Genomic DNA, 26,180 nt, shown 5'->3' with positions numbered 1-26,180 from the left:
GTGGCGTATATTACGCTTTCCTCTTTCAGAGTCAACCCTGAATTTCAGGATTTTTTCTCTTCGTTGTTACGACCATCTTGTGAAGTGTTTCACGTTGTCGTCTCAACGGAGGCGCATTATAGGGATCCCAATTTTTTGCACAAGCACTTTTTTGATCTTTTTTTCTGTTTGTTGTTTTTTCATCCTTTTTGCTGCATTCACATGCAAAATGGCGCATTTTTACATAGCAAAACACTTGCGCAAGGCTAATAAAGCACCCAAAGTCATAGATAAATCATTTTTCGTTGAGGTAAGTATGTCAGACACTCTACGCCCATACCGGGATCTTTTTCCACAAATCGGTCAGCGAGTCATGATCGACAGTAGTAGTGTGGTTATTGGTGATGTTCGGTTGGCCGATGATGTGGGGATCTGGCCACTTGTTGTAATTCGTGGTGATGTTAATTATGTTCAGATCGGCGCCCGAACCAATATCCAGGATGGCAGCGTTTTACACGTGACCCATAAATCAACGGCTAATCCACAAGGCAATCCGTTGGTCGTCGGCGAAGACGTTACGGTTGGACATAAAGTGATGCTCCACGGCTGCACCATTGGCAATCGTGTGCTGGTTGGGATGGGCTCAATTTTACTTGATGGCGCAATAGTAGAAGATGATGTGATGATTGGGGCGGGTAGCCTTGTCCCACAAAATAAACGGCTGGAGAGCGGATATCTGTATCTCGGTAGCCCCGTCAAGCAGATCCGCCCGTTAACTGATGAAGAAAAGTCCGGGTTACGCTATTCAGCTAATAACTACGTGAAATGGAAAGACGAGTATCTGGATCAAAGCAACCAAACCCAACCTTGATCATCTTCGCTTTGAGCCTGAATTAAGCTTTCTGCTTCTTCTTCCAGGTCCCAGCGATGCTGACGAAAATTCGCTAAGTACTGTTCTGGCGTATCCCCTGTAAAGCGATTCGCCAGACTTTCGCCAGTAATTGCACAAGTCAGTTGCATACCGTTCACCAGAGCGGGAAAACATACGCATTTTTTGCTCTCATTCCACTCCTCCCTGTCTGGAAACTGGATGGCCTGATTCACGCTGACAACTCCTGTTGCAATTGTTTGATAACTGGTTCTACGTCAGGCAGGACACCATGCCAAAGAAGGAAAGCATGTGCCGCCTGTGCCACCAGCATCCCTAATCCATCAGCATTACGCTTTGAGCCTTGCAGCTCACACCATGTCAGAAAAGGTGTTTTCCCTTTCTGATAGAACATGTCATAACAACAAATATCTGGATGAATAAGCGATGCTGGAATCGCTGGAATATCGCCACTAATGCCACTGGATGTTGCATTAATAATGAGATCGAACTCATGTCCTTCCAGTTTGTCCATACCCAACGCCTGAACACTGCCCGTATGCGCAAACAATTTTGCCAACTCTTCCGCGCGGGAAACCGTCCGATTAGTGATTGTTACCGCACAGTCCAGGGAAAGGAGCGGCAGTAATACGCCACGAGACGCCCCGCCAGCGCCAATAAGCAGAATACGTAAGCCAGAGCGGATAAAGGAGAGACGTTCCAGATCGCTTAACAAACCTACGCCATCGGTATTGTCACCCAGCAGGCGTCCATCTTCTAACCGCTTGAGGGTATTAACAGCGCCAGCCAATGCTGCCCGTTCAGTGAGTTCATCCGCTCTGGCAAAAGCCTCTTCTTTAAAAGGCACTGTCACATTTACACCTTTACCACCAGCGGCAAAGAATGCATTCAGTGTGTTGATGAAATCATTAATGGGTGCCAACACGCGCCCATAGGGATGTTCAATATTCAGCTGCTGCGCAAATTGCCGATGAATGAATGGCGATTTGCTATGTGCAATCGGATTACCAAAAACAGCATAGGTTTCCATCAACTTACCCCTGTCGAAACAGTTCACCCGTCAGGGCATCGCGGATTTCTGAAGGATTTAAACGCCCCCCCGTCTCACCAGGCACAACCGGGAACTCCACACCAAATTGTGCGCGAACTTCGTCGACTGTTCGACAAGGTGGCAATCCACTCAAGTTGGCACTGGTAGAAACCAGCGGTTTACCATAAGCCTGGCACAAAGCAATCACCAACGGATGGTCGGTGACTCGTACAGCAAGAGAATCAAAGCGGCCTGTTAACCAGCGCGGTGTTGTCGCCGGCGCGGGAAAGACAAAGGTAACAGGACCTGGCCAGCGAGAAAAAATGGATTCACGCTGCGCGTCCGTCAGCATACTGTCATCAATATAAGGTTTGAGCTGCTCGTAATTTGCCGCGATTAAAATCAGCCCCTTATCAACCGGACGCTGTTTTAACTCCAACAGTCGCATCACTGCAGTTTCGCTATCAGGATCGCACCCGACACCGAAAACGGCTTCCGTTGGATAGGCGATGACACGTTCTTCATTGAGGACATCTACCGCAGCCACGATAGCGTCTTCTTGCAGGTTATTATTCACGTTATTATTCCGCCGAAACCGGCTTTCCACATTGTTTACTGGCACAGAAATGTTTAACACCCTGCGCGGTTTTCTTTTCGATGAGTAGCGGATAATGGCACTCAGGGCACTCTCCGGCTATTGGTTTGAAGTTAATAGCAAATTGACACTCCGGGTAGCGATCACAGGAGTGGAATGTTTTGCCATAACGGGAGCGGCGCTGAACCAGATGGCCCGTCCGACATTGGGGACATGTAATTGCCGTTTCGTCCGGTTTATCAATAAGTTCAGTATGTTCGCATTCAGGGTAGTTACTGCAGCCAATAAACATACCAAAGCGTCCCTGGCGTAATACCAGATTTGCGCTACATACAGGGCAAACCTGCCCCTCCAGAACTTTGACGATATGTCCATCCGCTGAAGACTTCAGAGGACGGACGTAGTCACACGCCGGATACTGTGAGCATCCAAGAAACGGACCGTGTTTCCCGGATCGAATAACCAGTTCAGCCCCGCACTTTGGGCAGGACTCATTATTACGCACCGTGAACAGTGCTGATTTCGCCATAACAACTTATGCTGAATTAAAGAAATAATTAATGCAGCATACCTTCATTCACTTCAAAGAGTAATTCTTCCATTTGCTGGTACGCATTTTCGCAGCCCGGAATGTTGAATAACACCATCAGGATTACCCATTTCAGGTCTTCCAGGTCGAACTCTGCGGTATCCAGCGCGAGCACTCGCTCTATCACCATTTCACGGGTTTCAAGGTTAAGCACCTGAATTTGCTCAAGGAAAAGCAGAAATCCACGACAGCTGGCATCCAGTCTTTCGCACTCTTCAGGGGTATAAATACGCATGGAGAGTGGATCAGAGGCCAGTTGCATCGGTTCTGCCAGTCCTTCCTGATAATCAGCAAGCTTTTCCAGCCAAAGCAGGGCATTGTAGATATCTTCTCGATCAAATCCTGCGTCGGTAAGATCCTGTTCAAGTTTGTCTTGATCCACACGCAACTCAGCTTCTGTGTGAATATAGGTTTCAAACAAATACATTAGTACGTCGAACATGGCATGCCCTCCTCAATCGGACATAGCCGCCGGGTACTGCTGCGATCCACCCTGCTAACTCCAGTTCTAGTAGTTGAGTAACTACCTCTGGCACAGGTTGGCCGGCACGTTCAGCGACGACGTCAACAGGTGTTACCTCATCTCCTACGTTAGCCAGGAGCTCAGGAAATGGCAATGCCACGTCTTCCTGATCTGGTGAATAAAATGAATTTTCAGGGGCATCTGGCAACCAGTGCAGTCCGTATTGCAAATTTTCCAGAATTTCTTCCGGTTCCGTCACAAGAGTCGCACCTTGTTTTATTAACCAGTGAGACCCTTCGCTTCCCGGACTCCCTAATGGACCGGGCAAGGCAAAAACTTCTCGCCCCTGTTCAAGCGCACAACGTGCTGTCACCAAAGAACCACTGCGTAAAGCAGCTTCTACCACCAGTACACCTTTACTTAGACCACTGATAATGCGATTTCTTCGCGGGAAATTGTAAGACAGTGGTGGAACATCCAGCGGAAATTCGGAAACGATCGCGCCTCCCTGTTCAAGCAGACTAGCGGCGAGTTGGATATGGCGACGCGGATGAATGGTATTGAGTCCATTTCCCAGCACCGCAATACTAACGCCATTTACCTGTACCGCCGCTTTATGCGCCACACCATCGATTCCACGCGCCAGTCCACTGGTAATCGTTACGCCACGTGTCGCCAGCGATTCGCAAAATAATCGTCCCCAGCGTTCGCCATACCATGAATGAGCACGACTTCCCACGACGGCAAGCTGAAATGATCGCAATGCGGGAAGCTCCCCGGCAACAAACAGAGCTCCGGGATAATCAACCGTTGCGAGAAGTTGAGGAGGGTAAAATTCGCTATCCGCTGGGATAAAATGATGGTTAGGTTGCTCAAGCCACATAAGCGCACTATCCAGACTCTTCTGCGAAAAAGAGAGGAAACGCTGTGCCTGTCGTAAGGAAAGCCCTACTTGTTGCAATATAACAACATCAATGTGTGGTAGTTTCGCCAACGCGTGAGCCATACGGACCATATCATCGCCGTACAAGCTGCTGATGCTCATCAGACGCAGCCAAATTTCTGTATCGACCATCCTTATCTCCCTGCCATAAGCAGCCTTAGCAATCTTTGCGATTGGTCAGTGATGCTGTCAATCAGAGGGGGATTTGTCTAGAATAGAAGAAATAATCTTTCTAACTCCTGAACACATCTCTGGAGATTTATGTCAGTTTTGCAAGTGTTACATATTCCGGACGAGCGGCTTCGCAAAGTTGCTAAACCGGTAGAAGAAGTGAATGCAGAAATTCAGCGTATCGTCGATGATATGTTCGAGACGATGTACGCAGAAGAAGGTATTGGCCTGGCGGCAACCCAGGTTGATATCCATCAACGTATCATTGTTATTGATGTTTCGGAAAACCGTGACGAACGGTTGGTGTTAATCAATCCGGAGCTTTTAGAAAAAAGCGGCGAAACAGGCATTGAAGAAGGTTGCCTGTCGATCCCTGAACAACGTGCTTTAGTACCGCGCGCAGAGAAAGTGAAAATTCGCGCCCTGGACCGCGACGGTAAACCATTTGAACTGGAAGCAGACGGTCTGTTAGCCATCTGTATTCAGCATGAGATGGATCATCTGGTTGGCAAACTGTTTATGGATTACCTGTCACCGCTGAAACAACAACGTATTCGTCAGAAAGTTGAAAAACTGGATCGTCTGAAAGCCCGGGCTTAAGGATAAGAATTAACGTGTCAGAATCACTACGTATTATTTTTGCGGGTACACCTGACTTTGCAGCGCGTCATCTTGACGCGCTGTTGTCTTCTGGACATAACGTTGTTGGCGTGTTTACCCAACCTGACCGACCAGCAGGACGCGGCAAAAAGCTGATGCCCAGTCCGGTCAAAGTGCTGGCTGAAGAAAAAGGCTTACCCATTTTTCAGCCTGTTTCCTTGCGTCCACAAGAAAACCAGCAACTGGTCGCCGATCTGCAAGCTGATGTTATGGTCGTCGTCGCTTATGGGCTGATTCTGCCTAAAGCTGTGCTGGAGATGCCACGTCTCGGCTGTATCAATGTTCACGGTTCACTGCTGCCTCGCTGGCGCGGTGCCGCGCCAATCCAACGTTCGTTATGGGCGGGTGATGCAGAAACTGGCGTGACCATTATGCAAATGGATGTCGGTTTGGACACCGGCGACATGCTTTATAAACTCTCCTGCCCGATTACCGCAGAAGATACCAGTGGTACGCTGTACGACAAACTGGCAGAGCTTGGCCCACAAGGGCTTATCACCACGTTGAAACAACTGGCAGACGGCACGGCGAAACCAGAAGTTCAGGACGAAACTCTTGTCACTTACGCTGAAAAGTTGAGTAAAGAAGAAGCGCGTATTGACTGGTCGCTTTCGGCAGCCCAACTTGAACGCTGCATTCGCGCTTTCAATCCATGGCCAATGAGCTGGCTGGAAATTGAAGGACAACCGGTTAAAGTCTGGAAAGCGTCGGTCATTGATACGGCAACCAAAGCCGCACCAGGAACGATCCTTGAAGCCAACAAACAAGGCATCCAGGTTGCAACTGGTGATGGCATCCTGAACCTGCTCTCGTTACAACCTGCGGGTAAGAAAGCGATGAGCGCGCAAGACCTCCTGAATTCTCGTCGGGAATGGTTTGTTCCGGGCAACCGTCTGGCCTGATAGTCCACTCTTCTAAGCCCGGTCTTGCCGGGCATTTTTATACTTATGAAAAAACAACGTAATTTACGTAGCATGGCGGCCCAGGCCATTGAACAAGTCGTCGAGCAAGGGCAATCATTAAGCAACATTCTGCCACCGCTACAGCAAAAAGTTTCCGATAAAGACAAAGCACTTCTTCAAGAGTTGTGCTTTGGCGTACTGCGTACGCTCTCACAGCTAGACTGGCTGATTAATAAGTTAATGGCCCGTCCGATGACCGGCAAACAGCGGACCGTGCATTACCTGATTATGGTCGGACTGTACCAACTACTTTATACCCGTATTCCGCCACACGCCGCGCTTGCGGAAACAGTTGAAGGCGCAGTTGCGATTAAACGCCCGCAGCTTAAAGGGTTGATTAACGGCGTATTACGCCAGTTCCAGCGTCAGCAAGAAGAGTTATTAGCCGAGTTTAATGCCAGTGATGCACGTTATCTGCATCCTTCCTGGTTGCTGAAGCGTCTGCAAAAAGCATATCCAGAGCAGTGGCAATCCATCGTCGAAGCCAATAACCAGCGCCCGCCGATGTGGCTACGCATTAATCGTACGCATCATTCCCGCGATAGCTGGATTGGACTTCTGGAAGAAGCAGGCATGAAAGGCTTCCCACATGCGGATTACCCGGATGCTGTACGCCTGGAAACACCCGCGCCGGTTCATGCGCTACCAGGTTTTGAAGAAGGATGGGTTACCGTTCAGGATGCATCAGCACAAGGTTGCATGACCTGGCTTGCTCCACAAAACGGTGAACACATTCTGGATCTTTGTGCCGCCCCCGGCGGTAAAACAACACATATCCTTGAGGTGGCACCAGAAGCGCAAGTGCTGGCGGTTGATATTGACGAACAGCGCCTTTCTCGCGTTTACGACAATTTAAAACGCCTTGGTATGAAGGCAATCGTGAAACAAGGTGATGGCCGTTACCCTTCCCAATGGTGCGGCGAGCAACAGTTTGATCGCATTTTATTAGATGCGCCTTGTTCGGCGACCGGTGTAATTCGTCGCCATCCGGATATTAAATGGTTGCGTCGCGACCGCGATATCCCGGAACTCGCGCAGTTGCAGTCTGAAATTCTTGACGCCATCTGGCCGCATTTAAAATCCGGTGGAACCCTGGTTTATGCCACCTGTTCGGTGTTACCGGAAGAGAACAGCCAGCAGATTAAAGCCTTTTTGCAACGTACGGATGATGCCGTACTTTGCGAAACCGGAACACCAGAGCAACCTGGTAAGCAAAATCTGCCAGGCTCCGAAGAAGGCGACGGCTTCTTTTACGCTAAGCTAATCAAAAAGTGATGAGATAACGGGTCGCGACTGATGAAAATTATCATTCTGGGTGCCGGTCAGGTTGGCGGCACGCTGGCGGAGAACCTGGTTGGTGAGAACAACGATATTACCGTTGTCGATACTAATGGTGAGCGTCTGCGGACCTTGCAGGATAAATTTGACCTGCGTGTTGTGCAGGGGCATGGCTCTCATCCACGCGTATTGCGGGAGGCCGGTGCCGACGACGCCGATATGCTGGTTGCTGTAACCAGTTCAGATGAAACTAATATGGTTGCCTGCCAGGTAGCCTACTCACTTTTCAACACCCCTAATCGCATCGCTCGTATCCGCTCGCCGGACTACGTTCGAGATGCTGATAAGCTATTCCATTCTGATGCCGTACCGATTGATCATCTGATCGCACCAGAGCAGTTGGTTATCGATAATATTTACCGACTGATTGAATATCCCGGCGCATTGCAGGTGGTGAACTTCGCTGAGGGTAAAGTCAGCCTGGCTGTGGTTAAAGCCTATTATGGTGGCCCGCTGATTGGTAATGCACTTTCGACCATGCGCGAACATATGCCACATATCGATACTCGTGTGGCAGCAATTTTCCGCCACGATCGCCCCATTCGTCCGCAAGGTTCGACCATCGTTGAAGCTGGTGATGAAGTGTTCTTTATTGCCGCTTCACAACATATCCGCGCGGTGATGAGCGAATTACAACGTCTGGAAAAACCGTATAAGCGGATTATGCTGGTAGGCGGCGGCAACATCGGCGCTGGACTGGCGCGTCGTCTGGAAAAAGATTACAGCGTCAAACTCATCGAACGTAATCAGCAGCGCGCAGCCGAATTGGCGGAAAAGTTGCAGAATACGATCGTCTTTTTTGGCGATGCGTCGGATCAGGAACTGCTGGCTGAAGAACATATTGATCAAGTTGATCTGTTTATTGCCGTCACCAACGATGACGAAGCCAATATCATGTCCGCCATGCTTGCCAAACGTATGGGGGCGAAAAAGGTGATGGTGTTGATCCAGCGTCGCGCTTATGTGGATCTGGTTCAAGGAAGCGTGATCGATATTGCTATTTCACCGCAACAGGCAACTATTTCTGCGTTGCTCAGTCATGTGCGAAAAGCTGATATTGTTGGTGTTTCCTCACTCCGTCGCGGTGTGGCTGAAGCTATTGAAGCTGTTGCTCACGGTGATGAGAGCACTTCTCGTGTTGTTGGTCGGGTTATTGATGAAATTAAACTGCCGCCTGGGACAATTATCGGTGCGGTGGTACGTGGAAACGACGTGATGATTGCTAATGATAATTTACGCATTGAGCAAGGCGATCACGTAATTATGTTCCTCACAGATAAAAAGTTTATTACCGACGTCGAAAGACTCTTCCAGCCAAGCCCTTTCTTTTTGTAATTAATAAGGCGTCTAATGACGCCTTATTATTTCCCTTTGATTATCAAGGATTAATTAAATTCATTCCAGGCAGGAAAATGGCTTAACATTTGTTAGACTTATAAATGTCAGTTTCATAGGGAGAATAACATGAGCATTATTAAAGAATTTCGCGAATTTGCGATGCGCGGGAACGTGGTGGATTTGGCAGTGGGTGTCATTATCGGCGCGGCATTCGGTAAGATCGTCTCTTCACTGGTTGCTGATATCATCATGCCGCCACTGGGTTTATTAATTGGCGGGATCGACTTTAAACAGTTTGCTGTCACATTACGCGATGCGCAGGGGGATGTACCCGCTGTTGTTATGCATTACGGCGTCTTCATTCAAAACGTATTTGATTTTCTGATTGTTGCCTTTGCCATCTTTATGGCGATTAAGCTAATCAACAAACTGAATCGGAAAAAAGAAGAACCGGCGGCGGCTCCAGCACCAACTAAAGAAGAAGTATTACTGACAGAAATTCGTGATTTGCTGAAAGAGCAGAATAACCGCTCTTAACAAGCGCCAGAAAGCAGAAGGCCAGTGGTAAAAAAGCGATTCACTTTCTTGCCACTGGCCTCCCAGTTCCCCCGATTGGCATGTTTTCCTTTTCGCATATAGCTGCCTTTCCCTTTTTTATTTTTCTCTACGCGTTGTCTGAACAGGGGGTCATGCAGTAATGCTTCTATCGCATTATCCTTTATCTGCCCTTTAGTATGCTGATATCGGCTCATAAAAACTCCAGTTGGTTGTTTAACGGCGCGAGTGTAATCCCGCCAGTGCAATAAATCAACAGCCACTCTTAACGCCACTCGCTCCTTGCTCAAGAGCTTCAAGAATCGAGCAATAAACGCTGCTATGAGCCGTCCCACAACAGGCATCATTAAGCCGTTGCAGAGAACGTTGCATACTCTGCAACTCGGCTATCCGCGCTTCCACTTCCTGTAATCTTTCCTGCACAATGCCTTTTGATTCCTGACAGGTATGGTGTTCAGGATCGATACGGATCGACAGTAATTCTCGGATCGACTCAAGGCTGAAACCGAGCTGTCTGGCGTGACGAATAAACTTCAAACGTCGGAGATCGCTTTCGGTATAAAGACGAAAACCACCTTCGGTACGTACTTCATGATCCATCATTTGTTGCTTTTCGTAATAACGAATCGTGTCAGGCGTTACTTCCGCAAGTTTTGCCAGCTCACCAATGCGATACATATTTACTCCATTAGTTATCATTGATTTTATTCAACAATTTTTCAGCATACACGCCACGTAAAAAATCGGTGCTCAATCCTGCTTGTCGCAGCTTTAACTCCAGTAATAACAACCGACGACTAATCTCATGATATTGCGGATCGTCCTGGCGAATGCCTTTGAGGATATCCATAAGTTGAATTGCCTCCTTTCGCTGTTCAAGTTCTGGAGGTAAGTAACCGGCATTCTTCAACAAGCGATACCCCGCACGTAATTCCGGTGGCACGTGGGAATCATCATCAAGTATCAATGGTTCGCCGCTACCTGGCAGGTTATCAAACTCACCTTTCGCTTGCGCTTCTGATATATGGCGCTCTGCCCACTGGTCAAGTAACCACATAAATACTCCAGGGGATGAACAAAAAGAGTACAGCTATTGTAGATAAGTGGGGATACTACAGGTATAAAAAAACCCGCCGGGGCGGGTTTTTTTACGTTGCTTCAGATTACTCTGCAGCAGCTTCTGCTTTCTCTGAACGATCAACCAGCTCGATGTAAGCCATCGGCGCGTTGTCGCCTGCACGGAAACCACACTTCAGAATACGAGTGTAACCACCGGCACGGCTCGCGAAACGCGGGCCCAGTTCGTTAAACAGTTTTGCCACGATCTCGTTATCACGAGTACGGGCGAATGCCAGACGACGATTAGCAACGCTATCAGTCTTGGCAAGAGTAATCAGCGGCTCAACTACGCGGCGCAGCTCTTTCGCTTTAGGCAGAGTCGTCTTGATGATTTCATGACGAACCAGTGAACCTGCCATATTGCGGAACATAGCCTGGCGATGGCTGCTGTTGCGGTTCAGTTGACGACCACTCTTACGATGGCGCATGACCTTATCCTTCTCAGTAAAACCTTAACCTGTGATCCGGTTACTCGTCAGCGATGCTTGCCGGTGGCCAGTTTTCCAGGCGCATACCCAGAGACAGTCCACGGGAAGCCAGCACGTCTTTAATCTCAGTAAGAGATTTTTTACCAAGGTTAGGCGTTTTAAGGAGCTCAACCTCGGTACGCTGTACCAGATCACCGATATAGTGGATAGCTTCTGCTTTAAGGCAGTTAGCAGAGCGGACAGTCAATTCCAGATCGTCAACAGGGCGCAGCAGGATCGGATCGAACTCTGGTTTCTCTTCTTTCACTTCCGGCTGACGTACATCACGTAAGTCAACGAAAGCTTCCAGTTGTTCAGCCAGAATGGTTGCCGCACGACGAATCGCCTCTTCAGGATCGATTGTGCCGTTGGTTTCCATTTCGATGACCAGCTTGTCCAGGTCGGTACGCTGTTCTACACGCGCTGCTTCAACATTGTAGGCAATACGCTCTACAGGGCTGTAGCATGCGTCGACCAGCAGACGGCCGATTGGGCGCTCATCTTCTTCCGAATGAATTCGGGTAGAAGCCGGCACATAACCACGACCGCGCTGAACTTTGATACGCATGCTAATAGACGCGTTCTCATCGGTCAGGTGGCAGATCACGTGCTGCGGCTTGACGATTTCGACATCACCGTCGTGGGTGATATCGGCTGCAGTCACAGGGCCAATGCCAGATTTATTCAAGGTAAGAATAACTTCATCTTTGCCCTGAACTCTCACCGCCAGCCCTTTCAGGTTGAGCAGGATTTCCAGGATATCTTCCTGAACGCCTTCTTTGGTGCTGTACTCATGTAGTACACCATCAATCTCAACCTCGGTCACCGCGCAACCCGGCATCGATGAGAGCAGAATACGGCGCAGTGCGTTACCCAGAGTATGGCCAAAGCCACGCTCTAAAGGCTCAAGGGTCACCTTGGCGTGCGTCGAACTCACTTGCTCGATATCAACCAGGCGCGGTTTTAGAAACTCTGTCACAGAACCCTGCATTGTGTCCTCTCTTTGGTACTAAGCTTTACTTAGAGTAAAGCTCGACGATCAGGTGTTCGTTAATGTCCGCAGACAGATCAGAACGCTCCGGCTTACGCTTAAACGTACCTTCCATCTTGCCAGCATCAACTTCCAGCCAGGTTGGCTTTTCACGCTGCTCAGCCAGCTCCAGAGCGGCTTTCACGCGAGACTGCTTCTTCGCTTTCTCACGAATGCTTACAACGTCATTCGGACTAACCTGATAAGAAGCGATGTTAACAACACGACCGTTTACCATAATTGCTTTATGGCTAACCAGCTGACGTGCTTCTGCACGAGTGGCACCGAAGCCCATACGGTATACAACGTTGTCCAGACGACCTTCCAGCAGAGCCAACAGGTTTTCACCGGTGTTGCCTTTCAGACGTGCTGCTTCTTTATAGTAGTTACGGAACTGACGCTCCAGCACACCATAGATACGGCGAACTTTTTGCTTTTCACGCAACTGCACACCATAGTCAGACAGACGCGGTTTACGCGCACCGTGCTGGCCAGGAGCTTGTTCAATTTTACACTTGGTATCGATCGCGCGAACGCCAGACTTAAGGAATAAGTCGGTGCCCTCACGACGGCTCAGCTTGAGCTTAGGACCCAAATATCTTGCCATTTTCTTTCTCCAACAAACCTGGAAAACGAAGCGTTATACGCGACGTTTTTTCGGCGGACGACAACCGTTATGAGGGATCGGAGTCACATCAGTAATGTTAGTGATGCGGAAACCTGCGGCGTTCAGAGCACGAATAGTAGATTCGCGGCCTGGACCCGGACCTTTAACCATAACTTCCAGATTCTTGATGCCGTATTCTTTCACGGCGTCAGCGCAACGCTCTGCTGCAACCTGAGCTGCAAACGGAGTGGATTTGCGAGAACCACGGAAACCGGAACCACCGGCAGTTGCCCAACCCAACGCGTTACCCTGACGATCAGTGATAGTCACGATGGTGTTGTTGAAAGAAGCATGGATATGAGCCACGCCGTCAGAGACTTGTTTTCTTACACGTTTACGTGCACGAATTGGTGCCTTTGCCATTATTCAATCACCCCGATTATTTCTTGATCGGTTTGCGCGGACCCTTACGGGTACGTGCGTTGGTCTTGGTACGCTGACCGCGAACCGGGAGACCACGACGATGACGCAAACCGCGATAGCAACCAAGATCCATCAGGCGCTTGATGCTCATGCTGATTTCACGGCGCAGATCACCTTCAACGACAAATTTGGCAACTTCGTCACGCAGCGTGTCGATTTGTCCTTCAGACAGCTCACTGATCTTAACATCTTCAGCGATACCCGCTGCAGCCAGGATGGCTTTGGAACGGGTCTTGCCGACGCCATAAATCGAAGTTAATGCGATTACGGCATGCTTATGATCAGGAATGTTAATGCCTGCTATACGGGCCACTATGCACTCCTACTATTTAATATGTACGTTCCATGCTGAAAAGCCCGTTTTCAGGATACTCAAATGGAAACGCACAGACATACAAAAGATTGGCTGGCTAATCTAGCCAGCTCAACCCAACTTTGCAAGAAAAATATGCGAATAAATCAGCCTTGGCGCTGTTTATGCTTCGGCTCGGCACTGCAAATCACACGGATGACACCATCACGCTTAACGATTTTGCAGTTACGGCATAATTTCTTGACGGAAGCACGAACTTTCATTTTTACTCTCCGTAACTTCTCGGGCGACCAATTATCGGCCGTAGCCTTTCAGGTTCGCCTTCTTCAATGCAGACTCATACTGACTGGACATCATCAGAGTTTGCACTTGAGCCATAAAGTCCATAATCACGACAACAACGATAAGCAGTGAGGTCCCACCGAAGTAGAACGGTACTTTCATTGCATCACGCATGAACTCCGGGATCAGGCAGATAAAGGTAATGTACAACGCACCAACCAGGGTCAGACGGGTCATTACTTTATCGATATACTTCGCCGTTTGCTCTCCCGGACGAATTCCTGGTACAAATGCACCGGACTTCTTCAGGTTATCTGCTGTTTCACGCGGGTTGAAAACCAACGCCGTGTAGAAGAAACAGAAGAAGATGATTGCAGACGCATAGAGTAACACATAAAGCGGTTGCCCAGGCTGCAAATACAGCGAAATTGTTGTCAGCCAGTTCCAACCAGTACCGCCCCCGAACCATGACGCGATGGTCGCCGGGAACAGAATAATACTGGAAGCGAAGATTGCCGGGATTACCCCCGCCATATTCACTTTCAGCGGTAAATGTGTGCTCTGTGCAGCATAGACACGACGACCTTGCTGACGTTTCGCGTAGTTTACCACAATGCGGCGTTGACCACGCTCAACAAATACAACAAAGAACGTCACTGCAAATACTAATACTGCAACCAACAGCAACACGAGGAAGTGCAGGTCGCCTTGACGCGCTTGCTCGATAGTATGGGCAATGGCTGGCGGGAGTCCCGCGACAATACCGGCGAAGATAATGATTGAAATACCGTTGCCGATACCTCGTTCAGTGATCTGTTCGCCCAACCACATCAGGAACATGGTTCCCGTGACCAGACTTACAACAGCGGTGAAGTAGAATGCAAAGCCCGGGTTAATAACCAGGCCTTGCATACCAGGCATATTCGGCAGACCGGTAGCAATACCGATCGACTGGAATATTGCCAGCACCAGAGTACCGTAACGGGTGTACTGGCTGATCTTACGACGACCAGACTCCCCTTCTTTCTTAATTTCTGCCAGCGTTGGGTGAACCACCGTCAGCAGCTGGATAATGATCGACGCCGAAATATACGGCATGATCCCCAGAGCAAAGATAGAAGCACGGCTGAGAGCACCACCAGAGAACATGTTAAACATCTCAATGATGGTGCCTCGCTGTTGCTCAAGCAGTTTGGCAAGTACAGCGGCATCAATACCAGGGATCGGAATAAAAGAGCCAATACGGAACACAATCAGCGCACCGATAACAAACAGCAGTCTGCGTTTCAGCTCGCCTAAGCCACCTTTGGCACTTTGAAAATCTAATCCCGGTTGTTTAGCCATCTGCTACTTATTCCTCGATTTTACCGCCAGCAGCTTCGATAGCAGCACGAGCGCCTTTAGTAACACGCAGGCCACGAACAGTTACCGGAGTAGTTACTTCGCCAGCCAGGATCACTTTCGCGAACTCGATCTGGATACCGATAATGTTAGCCGCTTTCAGCGTATTCAGGTCTACAACACCGCCTTCTACTTTAGCCAGGTCAGACAGACGAACTTCGGCTGTAATCGCTGCTTTACGAGAAGTGAAGCCGAATTTCGGCAGACGACGGTACAGAGGCATCTGACCACCTTCGAAACCGCGACGTACGCCACCGCCAGAACGAGATTTCTGACCTTTGTGACCACGACCACCGGTTTTACCGAGGCCAGAACCGATACCACGACCCAGGCGTTTACCCGCCTTTTTGGAGCCTTCGGCCGGAGACAGAGTATTTAAACGCATCTCTTACTCCTCAACTTTAACCATGAAGGAAACCGCGTTGATCATACCGCGAATAGCAGGAGTATCCTCGCGCTCTACGGTGTGACCAATACGACGCAGACCCAGGCCAAGCAGCGTTGCCTTGTGTTTCGGCAGACGACCGATTGCACTGCGGGTTTGAGTAATTTTAATAGTCTTTGCCATGGTTTATTTCCCCAGAATTTCTTCAACGGATTTACCACGCTTGGCAGCGACCATTTCTGGAGAACTCATATTTTCCAGGCCATCAATAGTTGCACGAACCACGTTGATCGGGTTGGTGGAACCATATGCTTTAGCCAGAACGTTATGAACCCCAGCGACTTCCAGAACGGCGCGCATTGCACCACCGGCGATGATACCGGTACCTTCGGAAGCCGGCTGCATGAATACGCGAGAACCCGTGTGAACACCTTTAACAGGGTGTTGCAGAGTGCCGTTATTCAGCGCGACGTTAATCATATTGCGACGGGCTTTTTCCATCGCTTTCTGGATCGCTGCTGGAACTTCACGCGCTTTACCGTAACCAAAACCAACGCGACCGTTACCATCACCAACTACAGTCAGAGCTGTGAAGGAGAAAATACGACCACCTTTAACGGTTTTAGATACGCGGTTTACCGCGATCAGCTTTTCCTGCAGTTCGCCAGCTTGTTTTTCGATGTGAGCCATCTTACACCTCTACCTTAGAACTGAAGGCCAGCTTCACGGGCAGCATCTGCCAGTGCCTGGACACGACCATGATATTGGAACCCGGAACGGTCAAAGGATACATCTTTGATGCCTTTTTCCAGAGCGCGTTCAGCGACAGCTTTACCCACAGCTGCAGCCGCGTCTTTGTTACCGGTGTACTTCAGTTGTTCAGCGATAGCTTTTTCTACAGTAGAAGCAGCTACCAGAACTTCAGAACCGTTCGGTGCAATTACCTGTGCGTAAATGTGACGCGGGGTACGATGTACCACCAGGCGAGTTGCGCCCAGCTCCTGGAGCTTGCGGCGTGCGCGGGTCGCACGACGGATACGAGCAGATTTCTTATCCATAGTGTTACCTTACTTCTTCTTAGCCTCTTTGGTACGCACGACTTCGTCGGCGTAACGAACACCCTTGCCTTTGTAAGGCTCAGGACGACGGTAGGCGCGCAGATCCGCTGCAACCTGACCGATCACCTGCTTATCAGCGCCTTTCAGCACGATTTCAGTCTGAGTCGGACATTCAGCAGTGATACCCGCAGGCAGCTGATGGTCAACAGGATGAGAGAAACCCAGAGACAGGTTAATCACATTGCCTTTAACCGCTGCACGGTAACCTACACCAACCAGCTGCAGCTTCTTAGTGAAGCCTTCGGTAACACCGATAACCATTGAGTTCAGCAGGGCACGCGCGGTACCAGCCTGAGCCCAACCGTCTGCGTAACCATCACGCGGACCGAAGGTCAGGGTATTATCTGCATGTTTAACTTCAACAGCATCGTTGAGAGTACGAGTCAGCTCGCCGTTTTTACCTTTGATCGTAATAACCTGACCGTTGATTTTTACATCAACGCCGGCAGGAACAACGACCGGTGCTTTAGCAACACGAGACATTTTTTCCTCCGATTAGGCTACGTAGCAGATAATTTCGCCACCAAGACCAGCCTGGCGCGCTGCACGATCAGTCATAACACCTTTAGAGGTAGAAACAACTGCGATACCCAGACCCGCCATAACTTTCGGCAGCTCATCTTTACGTTTATAGATGCGCAGACCTGGGCGGCTGACACGCTGAATGCTTTCTACAACAGCTTTGCCCTGGAAATACTTAAGAGTCAGTTCCAGTTCAGGCTTGGTGTCGCCTTCAACTTTAAAATCTTCAATAAAACCTTCTTCCTTCAGCACGTTGGCGATTGCCACTTTCAGCTTGGAGGAAGGCATGGTGACCGCAGCTTTGTTCGCGGCCTGACCGTTACGGATACGGGTCAGCATATCCGCGATCGGATCTTGCATGCTCATCTGTCTTTACTCCCGTGATTCAATTGGTGACAATTACCAGCTAGCCTTTTTCAGACCCGGGATTTCACCGCGCATAGCGGCTTCACGGACCTTAATACGGCTCAACCCGAACTTCCGCAGGAAACCATGCGGACGACCTGTTTGACGGCAGCGGTTACGCTGACGAGACGGGCTGGAATCACGCGGCAGAGTCTGCAGCTTGAGAACAGCATTCCAACGATCTTCGTCGGAAGCGTTCACATCAGAGATGATCGCTTTCAGTTCAGCGCGTTTCGCGAAGTATTTATCAGCTAAAGCTACGCGTTTTACTTCGCGTGCTTTCATTGATTGCTTAGCCATTTAGTAACCCTACCTTACTTGCGGAACGGGAAGTCAAAGGCAGCCAGCAGAGCACGGCCTTCTTCGTCAGATTTCGCAGTAGTGGTAATGGTAATATCCAAACCACGAACGCGGTCGACTTTATCGTAGTCGATTTCTGGGAAGATGATCTGCTCACGGACACCCATGCTGTAGTTACCACGACCGTCGAAAGACTTAGCGGACAGGCCACGGAAGTCACGGATACGAGGTACAGCAATAGTGATCAGGCGCTCAAAGAACTCCCACATGCGTTCGCCACGCAGAGTTACTTTACAGCCGATCGGATAGCCCTGACGGATTTTGAAGCCTGCAACAGATTTGCGTGCTTTGGTGATCAGCGGTTTTTGACCGGAGATTGCTGCCAGGTCTGCTGCTGCGTTATCCAGCAGTTTTTTGTCAGCGATCGCTTCACCAACACCCATGTTCAGGGTGATCTTCTCGACCCGAGGGACTTGCATGACAGAATTGTAGTTAAACTCAGTCATGAGTTTTTTAACTACTTCGTCTTTGTAGTAATCATGCAGTTTCGCCATCGTACTACTCCAAATTACTTGATAGTTTCGCTGTTAGACTTGAAGAAACGGACTTTTTTACCGTCTTCGAATCTAAAGCCTACACGGTCAGCCTTGCCGGTTGCCGCATTGAAGATTGCTACGTTGGAAACCTGAATAGCGGCTTCTTTTTCAACGATGCCACCCGGTTGGTTCAGAGCCGGAACCGGCTTCTGGTGTTTCTTAACCAGGTTGATACCTTCAACAATGACCTTGCCGGAAGACAGGACATTCTTAACTTTACCGCGTTTACCTTTATCTTTACCGGTTAACACGATAACTTCGTCATCACGACGGATTTTCGCTGCCATGATTCGCTCCTTAGAGTACTTCTGGTGCCAGAGAGATAATTTTCATGAACTTCTCACTACGAAGCTCACGAGTTACCGGCCCAAAAATACGCGTACCGATAGGCTGCTCGCTGTTGTTGTTCAGAAGAACACAAGCATTACCATCGAAGCGAATGACAGAACCGTCCGGGCGACGAACACCCTTCTTGGTGCGCACCACTACCGCCTTCAGCACATCACCTTTTTTGACCTTACCACGCGGAATTGCTTCTTTGATGGTGATCTTGATGATGTCGCCTACGCCTGCGTAGCGACGGTGCGAGCCACCCAGAACCTTGATACACATTACGCGACGTGCACCGGAGTTGTCGGCGACGTTCAGCATAGTCTGTTCTTGGATCATTTTAGTGCTCCGCTAATGTCAACTACTACTGAGACCCGAAAATCAGGTCGTTAAAAATCCCCATATCGAGGGCGCGGCATTATAACACCGCTTCAAAGATATGGGTAGAAAAAATAAACGGCTCATTTCTGAGCCGTTTATTCGTATCGAGAGAGTGTACTGTATTACAGAACCGCTTTCTCTACAACGCGAACCAGCGTCCAGGATTTAGTCTTGGACAGCGGACGGCATTCGCGGATTTCAACCACGTCACCGATACCGCATTCGTTGTTCTCGTCATGTACGTGCAGTTTGGTCGTACGCTTGATGAATTTACCGTAGATCGGGTGTTTCACAAAACGTTCGATAGCAACAACAATGGATTTCTCCATTTTGTCGCTAACAACGCGACCTTGCAGAGTACGGATTTTATCGGTCATTACGCACCCGCCTTCTCGTTCAGTAAAGTCTTAACGCGTGCGACATCGCGACGCACTTGCTTCAACAGGTGAGACTGTTGCAGCTGGCCACTTGCAGCCTGCATACGCAGGTTGAACTGCTCACGCAGCAGGTTCAGCAGCTCGGTGTTCAGCTCTTCAACGCTCTTCTCACGCAGCTCTTTTGCTTTCATTACATCACCGTCTTAGTTACAAAGGTGGTTTTAATCGGCAGTTTCGCTGCTGCCAGCTTGAATGCTTCACGGGCCAGCTCTTCCGGAACACCGTCCATTTCATACAGGACTTTACCCGGCTGAATCAAGGCAACCCAATACTCCACGTTACCTTTACCTTTACCCATACGCACTGCCAGCGGCTTTTCAGTGATCGGTTTGTCCGGGAACACACGGATCCAGATCTTACCTTGACGCTTAACTGCACGGGTCATAGCACGACGTGCTGCTTCGATCTGACGGGCAGTCAGACGACCACGGCCAACAGCTTTCAGACCGAAGCTGCCGAAGCTAACATCCGTACCCTGCGCCAGACCGCGGTTACGGCCTTTGTGCATTTTACGGAATTTTGTACGCTTTGGTTGTAACATCAGCGACGCTCCTTATTTACGGCCTTTACGCTGCTGCTTTTTAGGTTGTACAGCCGGTTTTTCCGGTTGTTCAACAGCAGCCATACCACCCAGGATCTCGCCTTTGAAGATCCACACTTTAACGCCGATTACACCGTAAGTGGTGTGCGCTTCAGAGGTGTTGTAGTCGATGTCAGCACGCAGAGTGTGCAGCGGTACGCGACCTTCGCGGTACCATTCGGTACGTGCGATTTCCGCGCCGCCCAGACGGCCGCTAACTTCAACTTTAATACCTTTAGCGCCCAGACGCATTGCGTTCTGTACAGCACGCTTCATAGCACGACGGAACATTACGCGACGTTCCAGCTGAGAAGTGATGCTGTCAGCAACCAGTTTTGCGTCCAGTTCAGGCTTACGAACTTCGGCGATGTTGATCTGTGCAGGAACGCCAGCGATGTCCGCTACGACCTTACGCAGTTTTTCTACGTCTTCACCTTTCTTACCGATAACGATACCCGGGCGAGCAGTGTGAATGGTTACACGGATGCTCTTAGCCGGACGCTCGATAACGATACGAGATACGGACGCTTTAGCCAGTTCCTTAGTCAGGTACTGACGTACTTTAAAATCGCTGTCCAGGTTGTCAGCGAATTCTTTGGTGTTCGCAAACCAGGTAGAGTTCCATGGTTTTACAATACCCAGGCGAATACCATTAGGATGTACTTTCTGACCCATTGCTAGTCTCCAGAGTCTCAGCGATCGGACACAACCACAGTGATGTGGCTGGTGCGCTTCAGGATGCGATCTGCACGACCTTTTGCACGCGGCATAATGCGCTTCATGCTCGGGCCTTCGTCTACGAAAATTTTCGTAACTTTCAGATCGTCAATGTCAGCGCCATCGTTGTGTTCAGCGTTAGCAATGGCAGATTCCAGAACTTTCTTAACCAGTACAGCCGCTTTCTTATTGGTGTAGGTCAGAATATCCAGAGCCTGCGACACTTTCTTACCGCGAATCAGGTCAGCAACAAGGCGAACCTTCTGAGCAGAAGAACGAGCATGGCGATGTTTAGCGATAGTTTCCATCTCTTCCTCCTACCTTATTTCTTTTTCGCTTTTTTATCAGCAGCATGGCCGCGATAAGTACGAGTCGGTGCGAATTCACCCAGTTTGTGACCAACCATTTCGTCGGTTACAAATACCGGAACGTGCTGACGACCATTATGGACAGCGATGGTCAAACCGATCATGTTAGGAAAGATCGTTGAACGACGGGACCAAGTGCGCAGGGGCTTCTTGTCTCCGCTTTCCACCGCTTTCTCTACCTTCTTCAGCAAGTGCAGGTCAATAAAAGGACCTTTCTTGAGAGAACGTGGCATGGCTTATCCTCTAAAATTATTTGCTACGGCGACGTACGATAAATTTATCAGTACGCTTGTTGCTGCGGGTCTTCTTACCTTTGGTCTGAACGCCCCACGGGGTTACCGGGTGCTTACCAAAGTTACGACCTTCACCACCACCATGTGGGTGGTCTACCGGGTTCATCGCAGTACCGCGAACGGTAGGACGAACACCACGCCAGCGTGCAGCACCTGCTTTACCCAGAACGCGCAGCATATGCTCAGCATTGCCAACTTCGCCCAGAGTTGCACGGCAGTCTGCTTCTACTTTACGCATTTCACCAGAACGCAGACGCAGGGTGACATAAGCACCATCGCGAGCAACGATCTGAACGTAAGTACCAGCGGAACGTGCCAGCTGACCGCCTTTACCTGGTTTCATTTCTACGTTGTGAACAGTAGAACCAACCGGGATGTTGCGCATCGGCAGGGTGTTACCTGGTTTGATTGCAGCATCAACGCCAGACTGAATCTGGTCGCCAGCTTTCAGGCCTTTAGGGGCCAGGATGTAACGGCGTTCACCGTCTTTGTACAGAACCAGCGCGATGTTCGCGGAACGGTTCGGATCGTACTCAAGACGTTCAACAACTGCCGGGATACCGTCTTTGTTGCGTTTGAAGTCAACAATACGGTAAGCCTGCTTGTGGCCACCACCGATATGACGAGTGGTGATACGGCCATTGTTGTTACGACCACCGGATTTGCTGTTTTTTTCCAGCAACGGAGCAAAAGGTTTGCCCTTGTGCAGCTCAGGGTTAACCACTTTAACTACGTGGCGACGACCCGGAGATGTCGGTTTACATTTAACAACTGCCATTGTATTACTCCTCCGACTTACTCAGCGCCGCCAACGAAGTCCAGATTCTGGCCTTCTTTCAGGGTGACGTAAGCTTTTTTCCAGTCGCTACGACGACCGATACGCTGTCCGTGACGTTTAACTTTCCCTTTAACTACCAGGGTGTTAACGACTTCGACTTCGACTTCAAACAGTTTCTGCACAGCAGCTTTGATTTCTGCTTTGGTCGCGTCTTTAGCAACTTTGAGTACGATGGTGTTGGATTTTTCCATCGCAGTAGACGCTTTTTCAGAAACGTGCGGTGCACGCAGCACCTTCAGCAGACGTTCTTCACGAATCATGCCAGCATCTCCTCAACTTGCTTAACAGCATCAGCAGTCATTACGACTTTGTCGAAGGCGATCAGGCTAACCGGGTCGATACCAGTTGCATCGCGTACGTCAACCTTGTGCAGGTTGCGCGCAGCCAGGAACAGGTTTTCGTCCAGCTCACCGGTGATGATCAGCACATCTTCCAGAGCCATGTCTTTCAGTTTCTGTGCCAGCAGCTTGGTTTTCGGCGCTTCTACAGAGAACTTCTCGACAACGATCAGACGATCCTGACGTACCAGTTCGGACAGGATGCTTTTCAGCGCGCCGCGGTACATCTTCTTGTTAACTTTTTGACTGTGGTCCTGCGGACGAGCAGCGAAGGTCACGCCACCAGAACGCCAAATCGGGCTCTTGATAGAACCAGAACGCGCACGGCCGGTGCCTTTCTGGCGCCACGGTTTTTTACCGGAACCAGTTACTTCAGCACGAGTCTTCTGAGCACGAGTACCCTGACGAGCACCAGCTGCATAAGCAACAACAACCTGGTGAACCAGCGCTTCGTTGAAATCACGACCGAAGGTAGTTTCGGAAACAGTCAGCGCGCTCTGCGCGTCTTTCAATACTAATTCCATTGCTATCTCCTTACGCCTTCACAGCTGGTTTAACGATCAGGTCGCTACCGGTTGCACCCGGAACAGCACCTTTAACCAGCAGCAGGTTGCGCTCAGCGTCAACGCGTACTACGTCAAGGCTCTGAACGGTTACACGTTCGTTACCCATCTGACCTGCCATTTTCTTGCCTTTGAACACTTTGCCCGGAGTCTGGTTCTGACCGATAGAACCCGGAACGCGGTGAGACAAGGAGTTACCGTGAGTAGCGTCCTGGGTACGGAAGTTCCAGCGCTTAACGGTACCTGCGAAACCTTTACCTTTAGAGGTGCCAGTTACGTCAACTTTTTTAACGTCAGCAAACAGTTCGACGCTAATGCTCTGACCTACAGTGAACTCTTCGCCTTCAGCCAGGCGGAATTCCCACAGACCACGGCCAGCTTCTACGCCAGCTTTAGCGAAGTGGCCAGCTTCAGGCTTGGTCACACGGTTAGCTTTTTTAGCACCGGTGGTTACCTGAATAGCACGGTAGCCATCGTTAGCCAGGTCTTTAACCTGAGTAACGCGGTTTGCTTCAACTTCGATTACGGTTACTGGGATAGAAACGCCGTCTTCTGTGAAGATACGGGTCATACCCACTTTTTTACCGACTAAACCAATCATTGTTTCAACCTCTCAATCGCTCAATGACCTGATTAACCCAGGCTGATCTGCACGTCTACACCGGCAGCCAGATCCAGACGCATCAGAGCATCAACGGTTTTCTCGGTTGGCTCAACGATGTCAACCAGACGCAAGTGAGTACGGATTTCGTACTGATCGCGCGCGTCTTTGTTGACGTGCGGGGAGATCAGAACGGTAAAACGCTCTTTGCGTGTCGGCAGCGGGATCGGACCACGGACCTGCGCACCAGTGCGCTTGGCAGTCTCGACGATTTCCGCGGTTGCTTGATCGATCAGACGATGATCAAACGCTTTCAGGCGGATACGGATTCTTTGGTTCTGCATGAGACCAGAGCTCCAATTATTTTATAAACGAAAATGATTACTCCTCAGACCCATTACGATTGATGGGAGAGTGTAACCGTTCTTACGTAGCTCCCCGATTGGGAGCATTGTTAGGTAGCCAAATTCGGCTAACTGAGGTTCAGATCGAACCTGCTGTCAACTACGACAAGCCCGCGCATTATACGTAAATCTGAGCCTGACGCAAGCATCGCGTAGAAATTAATCGCAACGCGCAGATTGCGAGCTGCATTCCACGAAATTTGTAAGGTTGTGAAGATAACGTTTTTCACCGGAACCAGATTAACAAAGCAGCGATTTCTCTGTTGCTGAGTATCCGAAGTTATTCGATGGTGATACTCCAACTACAGAGGATATTTTATGGACGCTACCCTTCCCTTTCTGATTTTGTACGCTTGTTTATCAGCCCTACTTTTTTCTGGGATGCAAAGCATGGCTTGTTACCTGACAGATTTACTTGCCCGTTACTCTGGTCTGGTCTTTTGTTCTATCAAGTTTGTCAGCCTGCCGGGTTAGCCGATGCATTATGGGGGGCGATTATCGGTTACGGCGCATTCGCTGTTATTTATTGGGGCTATCGCATACTGCGACATAAAGAAGGATTAGGCTATGGCGATGTGAAATTTCTCGCCGCCCTTGGCGCCTGGCATACATGGGCCTTCTTACCACGGCTGGTTTTCCTTGCTGCCTCATTCGCTTGCGGAGCCGTAGTTATTGGTCTGCTCATGAGAGGAAAAGAATCATTAAAAAACCCGCTGCCTTTTGGACCATTTCTGGCGGCTGCGGGTTTCGTTGTTGGCTGGGATAGTTTGCTGACAGGCAGTTAATCTTTAACTTTAATTTGTGATTGCAGGTAATTCTGTAGGCCGATTTTACCGATGAGATCCAGTTCAGTTTCGAGCCAGTCGATATGACCTTCTTCATCTGCAAGGATCTCGATCATCATATCGCGGCTAACATAGTCATGAACGCTGTCGGCATAAGCGATAGCCTCACGGAGATCCTTCGCACCTTCCAGCTCTAATCGCAGGTCGGATTGCAGCATCTCTTCAACATCTTCACCAATCCCCAGCTTGCCTAAATCCTGTAAGTTTGGGATTCCTTCTAAGAACAAAATACGCTCGATATATTTATCTGCGTGTTTCATCTCATCGATAGATTCATGGTATTCGACGTCATTGAGACGCATCAGGCCCCAGTTTTTAAACATTCGGGCATGGAGAAAATACTGATTGATTGCGACAAGCTCATTTCCCAATAGTTTATTGAGATAATTTATGATTTTAACATCACCTTTCATTTTATAGTCCCTCCGCTTCCACTATTAGAGCGTAGATGGGGCTAGCGGGATGTCAAAAAATAAGCGTGAGCTTCAGGCAATCTCTTTAAATTCTGGCATCTGCATCAACTCGTCCTGCATCACTTCGCGTGCGGCGCGAATGCACTTACCACATTGATTTCCCACAGGAATAAACTTGCGTAATTGTTGGAAAGACTGAGGATGAAACTGACGGACTGCCTGGCGAATTTTTTTGTCACTTACACCATTACACAAACAAACGTACATGATTACTCCCGTTCAAATTCTGCGCAAAGTGTAAATGAGAATAGTTATGATTACAATAGCACAGTTTTATTTGCGCCACAGTTCGGCGAGCGAAATTACGACTAAATATTTCGAGCTCAAATTACGGGCAGCAAAAAGGGCGCCGAAGCGCCCTTTTCAATTCAAAACTAATTAACGAGTAATTAGCTCAGAACTTTAGCTACAACGCCCGCGCCAACGGTACGGCCGCCTTCACGGATTGCGAAACGCAGACCGTCGTCCATCG

General features: G+C 49.4%; 47 protein-coding genes and 1 pseudogene. 8 read left to right on the top strand and 40 right to left on the bottom strand.

Annotation, left to right across the window (positions count from 1 at the left end; genetic code table 11):
• Both HEN21_RS22880 and HEN21_RS20140 read left to right on the top strand, forming a co-directional pair.
• A partial coding sequence (locus tag HEN21_RS22880; RefSeq protein WP_207106162.1) for a hypothetical protein occupies positions 1 to 249 on the top strand: 249 nt, incomplete at its 5' end.
• 46 nt (positions 250 to 295) lie between these two features.
• Positions 296 to 850 carry a gamma carbonic anhydrase family protein gene (locus HEN21_RS20140; protein WP_123058483.1) on the top strand — a complete coding sequence of 185 codons (555 nt, stop codon included), beginning with the start codon at positions 296 to 298 and terminating at the stop codon, positions 848 to 850.
• Here HEN21_RS20140 and HEN21_RS20135 read toward each other — a convergent pair.
• Genes HEN21_RS20135 through dprA form a run of 6 tightly spaced genes read right to left on the bottom strand, consistent with a single transcriptional unit; the run spans position 826 to position 4,620 of the window.
• Positions 826 to 1,083, bottom strand: a complete 258-nt coding sequence (locus HEN21_RS20135) for a DUF1488 family protein (RefSeq protein WP_001070587.1) — start codon at positions 1,081 to 1,083, stop codon at positions 826 to 828. The two genes, HEN21_RS20140 and HEN21_RS20135, sit on opposite strands and share 25 nt — an antisense overlap.
• Positions 1,080 to 1,898, bottom strand: a complete 819-nt coding sequence (gene aroE / locus HEN21_RS20130) for a shikimate dehydrogenase (protein WP_176252088.1) — start codon at positions 1,896 to 1,898, stop codon at positions 1,080 to 1,082. The genes HEN21_RS20135 and aroE overlap by 4 nt, the downstream gene beginning before the upstream one ends.
• Before the next feature lie 4 nt (positions 1,899 to 1,902).
• The gene (gene tsaC / locus HEN21_RS20125) at positions 1,903 to 2,475 is read right to left on the bottom strand and encodes an L-threonylcarbamoyladenylate synthase type 1 TsaC (protein ID WP_176252087.1); all 573 of its coding nucleotides are present in this window, start codon (positions 2,473 to 2,475) and stop codon (positions 1,903 to 1,905) included.
• 4 nt (positions 2,476 to 2,479) lie between these two features.
• Positions 2,480 to 3,022, bottom strand: a complete 543-nt coding sequence (locus HEN21_RS20120; protein ID WP_010357255.1) for a DNA topoisomerase family protein — start codon at positions 3,020 to 3,022, stop codon at positions 2,480 to 2,482.
• Between the two features lie 28 nt (positions 3,023 to 3,050).
• Positions 3,051 to 3,524, bottom strand: coding sequence for a DUF494 family protein Smg (smg, locus tag HEN21_RS20115; protein WP_000460672.1), 474 nt, complete (start codon positions 3,522 to 3,524; stop codon positions 3,051 to 3,053).
• Positions 3,496 to 4,620: a DNA-protecting protein DprA gene (gene dprA, locus HEN21_RS20110; RefSeq protein WP_105286031.1), complete on the bottom strand. Its 1,125-nt coding sequence runs from the start codon at positions 4,618 to 4,620 to the stop codon at positions 3,496 to 3,498. Before dprA ends, smg begins: the two co-directional genes overlap by 29 nt.
• A 129-nt stretch (positions 4,621 to 4,749) precedes the next feature.
• On the opposite strand from dprA, the gene def reads away from it, so the two are divergent.
• From def to mscL, 5 genes are all read left to right on the top strand, one after another.
• Complete coding sequence (gene def, locus HEN21_RS20105) at positions 4,750 to 5,259, top strand: peptide deformylase (protein ID WP_000114984.1); 510 nt, start codon at positions 4,750 to 4,752, stop codon at positions 5,257 to 5,259.
• A gap of 14 nt (positions 5,260 to 5,273) precedes the next feature.
• Positions 5,274 to 6,221 (top strand): methionyl-tRNA formyltransferase, encoded by a 948-nt coding sequence (fmt, locus tag HEN21_RS20100; RefSeq protein ID WP_016159507.1) that lies wholly within the window; start codon positions 5,274 to 5,276, stop codon positions 6,219 to 6,221.
• 45 nt (positions 6,222 to 6,266) lie between these two features.
• Positions 6,267 to 7,556, top strand: coding sequence for a 16S rRNA (cytosine(967)-C(5))-methyltransferase RsmB (gene rsmB, locus HEN21_RS20095; RefSeq protein ID WP_105287314.1), 1,290 nt, complete (start codon positions 6,267 to 6,269; stop codon positions 7,554 to 7,556).
• A gap of 21 nt (positions 7,557 to 7,577) precedes the next feature.
• On the top strand, positions 7,578 to 8,954 hold the full coding sequence (gene trkA / locus HEN21_RS20090; RefSeq protein ID WP_000691382.1) for a Trk system potassium transporter TrkA: 1,377 nt from the start codon (positions 7,578 to 7,580) through the stop codon (positions 8,952 to 8,954).
• 129 nt (positions 8,955 to 9,083) lie between these two features.
• Positions 9,084 to 9,494: a large-conductance mechanosensitive channel protein MscL gene (gene mscL / locus HEN21_RS20085; protein WP_000022446.1), complete on the top strand. Its 411-nt coding sequence runs from the start codon at positions 9,084 to 9,086 to the stop codon at positions 9,492 to 9,494.
• Here mscL and arfA read toward each other — a convergent pair.
• The 31 genes from arfA to rpsJ all read right to left on the bottom strand — a co-directional run bounded on the left by arfA (position 9,491) and on the right by rpsJ (position 24,330).
• Positions 9,491 to 9,709 carry an alternative ribosome-rescue factor ArfA gene (arfA, locus tag HEN21_RS20080; RefSeq protein ID WP_105287315.1) on the bottom strand — a complete coding sequence of 73 codons (219 nt, stop codon included), beginning with the start codon at positions 9,707 to 9,709 and terminating at the stop codon, positions 9,491 to 9,493. The genes mscL and arfA overlap by 4 nt on opposite strands.
• A gap of 55 nt (positions 9,710 to 9,764) precedes the next feature.
• A complete protein-coding gene (gene zntR, locus HEN21_RS20075; protein WP_000285594.1) occupies positions 9,765 to 10,190 on the bottom strand; it encodes a Zn(2+)-responsive transcriptional regulator in 426 nt (141 codons plus the stop codon).
• 10 nt (positions 10,191 to 10,200) lie between these two features.
• A complete protein-coding gene (locus HEN21_RS20070; RefSeq protein ID WP_000266524.1) occupies positions 10,201 to 10,569 on the bottom strand; it encodes a DnaJ family domain-containing protein in 369 nt (122 codons plus the stop codon).
• Positions 10,570 to 10,675: 106 nt separating this feature from the next.
• Positions 10,676 to 11,059: a 50S ribosomal protein L17 gene (gene rplQ / locus HEN21_RS20065; protein WP_001216368.1), complete on the bottom strand. Its 384-nt coding sequence runs from the start codon at positions 11,057 to 11,059 to the stop codon at positions 10,676 to 10,678.
• A gap of 40 nt (positions 11,060 to 11,099) precedes the next feature.
• Positions 11,100 to 12,089: a DNA-directed RNA polymerase subunit alpha gene (locus HEN21_RS20060; protein ID WP_001162094.1), complete on the bottom strand. Its 990-nt coding sequence runs from the start codon at positions 12,087 to 12,089 to the stop codon at positions 11,100 to 11,102.
• Between the two features lie 25 nt (positions 12,090 to 12,114).
• A complete protein-coding gene (rpsD, locus tag HEN21_RS20055) occupies positions 12,115 to 12,735 on the bottom strand; it encodes a 30S ribosomal protein S4 (protein ID WP_000135224.1) in 621 nt (206 codons plus the stop codon).
• 33 nt (positions 12,736 to 12,768) lie between these two features.
• Complete coding sequence (gene rpsK, locus HEN21_RS20050) at positions 12,769 to 13,158, bottom strand: 30S ribosomal protein S11 (protein ID WP_001029684.1); 390 nt, start codon at positions 13,156 to 13,158, stop codon at positions 12,769 to 12,771.
• A 16-nt stretch (positions 13,159 to 13,174) separates the two neighbouring features.
• Entirely contained in the window at positions 13,175 to 13,531 is a 357-nt protein-coding gene (rpsM, locus tag HEN21_RS20045; RefSeq protein ID WP_000090775.1) for a 30S ribosomal protein S13, read from the bottom strand.
• Between the two features lie 146 nt (positions 13,532 to 13,677).
• Positions 13,678 to 13,794, bottom strand: coding sequence for a 50S ribosomal protein L36 (rpmJ, locus tag HEN21_RS20040; RefSeq protein WP_000868187.1), 117 nt, complete (start codon positions 13,792 to 13,794; stop codon positions 13,678 to 13,680).
• A 31-nt stretch (positions 13,795 to 13,825) separates the two neighbouring features.
• Positions 13,826 to 15,157 (bottom strand): preprotein translocase subunit SecY, encoded by a 1,332-nt coding sequence (secY, locus tag HEN21_RS20035; protein WP_001118861.1) that lies wholly within the window; start codon positions 15,155 to 15,157, stop codon positions 13,826 to 13,828.
• Positions 15,158 to 15,164: 7 nt separating this feature from the next.
• Positions 15,165 to 15,599, bottom strand: coding sequence for a 50S ribosomal protein L15 (gene rplO, locus HEN21_RS20030; protein WP_001238917.1), 435 nt, complete (start codon positions 15,597 to 15,599; stop codon positions 15,165 to 15,167).
• A gap of 3 nt (positions 15,600 to 15,602) precedes the next feature.
• Positions 15,603 to 15,782, bottom strand: coding sequence for a 50S ribosomal protein L30 (gene rpmD / locus HEN21_RS20025; RefSeq protein ID WP_001140433.1), 180 nt, complete (start codon positions 15,780 to 15,782; stop codon positions 15,603 to 15,605).
• 3 nt (positions 15,783 to 15,785) lie between these two features.
• Complete coding sequence (gene rpsE, locus HEN21_RS20020) at positions 15,786 to 16,289, bottom strand: 30S ribosomal protein S5 (RefSeq protein ID WP_000940122.1); 504 nt, start codon at positions 16,287 to 16,289, stop codon at positions 15,786 to 15,788.
• Positions 16,290 to 16,303: 14 nt separating this feature from the next.
• On the bottom strand, positions 16,304 to 16,657 hold the full coding sequence (rplR, locus tag HEN21_RS20015) for a 50S ribosomal protein L18 (protein WP_000358960.1): 354 nt from the start codon (positions 16,655 to 16,657) through the stop codon (positions 16,304 to 16,306).
• A 9-nt stretch (positions 16,658 to 16,666) separates the two neighbouring features.
• Positions 16,667 to 17,200, bottom strand: coding sequence for a 50S ribosomal protein L6 (gene rplF, locus HEN21_RS20010; protein ID WP_000091945.1), 534 nt, complete (start codon positions 17,198 to 17,200; stop codon positions 16,667 to 16,669).
• A 12-nt stretch (positions 17,201 to 17,212) separates the two neighbouring features.
• On the bottom strand, positions 17,213 to 17,605 hold the full coding sequence (rpsH, locus tag HEN21_RS20005) for a 30S ribosomal protein S8 (RefSeq protein WP_000062611.1): 393 nt from the start codon (positions 17,603 to 17,605) through the stop codon (positions 17,213 to 17,215).
• Positions 17,606 to 17,638: 33 nt separating this feature from the next.
• The gene (gene rpsN / locus HEN21_RS20000) at positions 17,639 to 17,944 is read right to left on the bottom strand and encodes a 30S ribosomal protein S14 (protein ID WP_001118930.1); all 306 of its coding nucleotides are present in this window, start codon (positions 17,942 to 17,944) and stop codon (positions 17,639 to 17,641) included.
• A gap of 14 nt (positions 17,945 to 17,958) precedes the next feature.
• The gene (gene rplE / locus HEN21_RS19995) at positions 17,959 to 18,498 is read right to left on the bottom strand and encodes a 50S ribosomal protein L5 (RefSeq protein WP_001096200.1); all 540 of its coding nucleotides are present in this window, start codon (positions 18,496 to 18,498) and stop codon (positions 17,959 to 17,961) included.
• Positions 18,499 to 18,512: 14 nt separating this feature from the next.
• Positions 18,513 to 18,827, bottom strand: a complete 315-nt coding sequence (gene rplX, locus HEN21_RS19990; RefSeq protein WP_000729185.1) for a 50S ribosomal protein L24 — start codon at positions 18,825 to 18,827, stop codon at positions 18,513 to 18,515.
• Positions 18,828 to 18,837: 10 nt separating this feature from the next.
• Positions 18,838 to 19,209: a 50S ribosomal protein L14 gene (rplN, locus tag HEN21_RS19985; protein ID WP_000613955.1), complete on the bottom strand. Its 372-nt coding sequence runs from the start codon at positions 19,207 to 19,209 to the stop codon at positions 18,838 to 18,840.
• A gap of 164 nt (positions 19,210 to 19,373) precedes the next feature.
• Positions 19,374 to 19,628: a 30S ribosomal protein S17 gene (gene rpsQ, locus HEN21_RS19980; protein WP_000130100.1), complete on the bottom strand. Its 255-nt coding sequence runs from the start codon at positions 19,626 to 19,628 to the stop codon at positions 19,374 to 19,376.
• The gene (gene rpmC / locus HEN21_RS19975) at positions 19,628 to 19,819 is read right to left on the bottom strand and encodes a 50S ribosomal protein L29 (RefSeq protein ID WP_000644741.1); all 192 of its coding nucleotides are present in this window, start codon (positions 19,817 to 19,819) and stop codon (positions 19,628 to 19,630) included. The genes rpsQ and rpmC overlap by 1 nt, the downstream gene beginning before the upstream one ends.
• Positions 19,819 to 20,229: a 50S ribosomal protein L16 gene (gene rplP / locus HEN21_RS19970; RefSeq protein WP_000941212.1), complete on the bottom strand. Its 411-nt coding sequence runs from the start codon at positions 20,227 to 20,229 to the stop codon at positions 19,819 to 19,821. The genes rpmC and rplP overlap by 1 nt, the downstream gene beginning before the upstream one ends.
• Positions 20,230 to 20,241: 12 nt before the next feature.
• A complete protein-coding gene (gene rpsC, locus HEN21_RS19965) occupies positions 20,242 to 20,943 on the bottom strand; it encodes a 30S ribosomal protein S3 (protein WP_079791342.1) in 702 nt (233 codons plus the stop codon).
• Positions 20,944 to 20,960: 17 nt separating this feature from the next.
• Complete coding sequence (rplV, locus tag HEN21_RS19960) at positions 20,961 to 21,293, bottom strand: 50S ribosomal protein L22 (RefSeq protein WP_000447529.1); 333 nt, start codon at positions 21,291 to 21,293, stop codon at positions 20,961 to 20,963.
• Positions 21,294 to 21,307: 14 nt separating this feature from the next.
• Entirely contained in the window at positions 21,308 to 21,586 is a 279-nt protein-coding gene (rpsS, locus tag HEN21_RS19955) for a 30S ribosomal protein S19 (RefSeq protein WP_001138117.1), read from the bottom strand.
• Positions 21,587 to 21,602: 16 nt separating this feature from the next.
• Positions 21,603 to 22,424: a 50S ribosomal protein L2 gene (gene rplB / locus HEN21_RS19950; RefSeq protein ID WP_000301864.1), complete on the bottom strand. Its 822-nt coding sequence runs from the start codon at positions 22,422 to 22,424 to the stop codon at positions 21,603 to 21,605.
• A gap of 17 nt (positions 22,425 to 22,441) precedes the next feature.
• Positions 22,442 to 22,744, bottom strand: coding sequence for a 50S ribosomal protein L23 (rplW, locus tag HEN21_RS19945; RefSeq protein ID WP_000617544.1), 303 nt, complete (start codon positions 22,742 to 22,744; stop codon positions 22,442 to 22,444).
• Entirely contained in the window at positions 22,741 to 23,346 is a 606-nt protein-coding gene (gene rplD, locus HEN21_RS19940; protein WP_000424395.1) for a 50S ribosomal protein L4, read from the bottom strand. Before rplD ends, rplW begins: the two co-directional genes overlap by 4 nt.
• Before the next feature lie 10 nt (positions 23,347 to 23,356).
• On the bottom strand, positions 23,357 to 23,986 hold the full coding sequence (rplC, locus tag HEN21_RS19935; RefSeq protein ID WP_000579833.1) for a 50S ribosomal protein L3: 630 nt from the start codon (positions 23,984 to 23,986) through the stop codon (positions 23,357 to 23,359).
• 32 nt (positions 23,987 to 24,018) lie between these two features.
• Entirely contained in the window at positions 24,019 to 24,330 is a 312-nt protein-coding gene (rpsJ, locus tag HEN21_RS19930; RefSeq protein WP_001181004.1) for a 30S ribosomal protein S10, read from the bottom strand.
• A 378-nt stretch (positions 24,331 to 24,708) separates the two neighbouring features.
• Between rpsJ and HEN21_RS19925 the strand changes: the two are divergent.
• Positions 24,709 to 25,175 (top strand): annotated as a pseudogene (locus HEN21_RS19925) (prepilin peptidase).
• Here the strand turns inward: HEN21_RS19925 and bfr are convergent.
• The 3 genes from bfr to HEN21_RS19910 form a co-directional block, all read right to left on the bottom strand.
• On the bottom strand, positions 25,172 to 25,648 hold the full coding sequence (bfr, locus tag HEN21_RS19920) for a bacterioferritin (protein WP_000675515.1): 477 nt from the start codon (positions 25,646 to 25,648) through the stop codon (positions 25,172 to 25,174). The pseudogene HEN21_RS19925 and the gene bfr overlap by 4 nt on opposite strands.
• 72 nt (positions 25,649 to 25,720) lie before the next feature.
• Positions 25,721 to 25,915 carry a bacterioferritin-associated ferredoxin gene (bfd, locus tag HEN21_RS19915; RefSeq protein WP_000289090.1) on the bottom strand — a complete coding sequence of 65 codons (195 nt, stop codon included), beginning with the start codon at positions 25,913 to 25,915 and terminating at the stop codon, positions 25,721 to 25,723.
• A gap of 182 nt (positions 25,916 to 26,097) precedes the next feature.
• Positions 26,098 to 26,180 (bottom strand): EF-Tu C-terminal domain-related protein (locus HEN21_RS19910; RefSeq protein ID WP_000340868.1); only part of this gene is annotated, 83 nt, incomplete at its 5' end.

This window comes from Escherichia sp. 93.1518 (assembly GCF_013368915.2).
GTDB lineage: Bacteria > Pseudomonadota > Gammaproteobacteria > Enterobacterales > Enterobacteriaceae > Escherichia > Escherichia ruysiae.
This window is presented reverse-complemented; position numbering and strand designations above follow the sequence as displayed.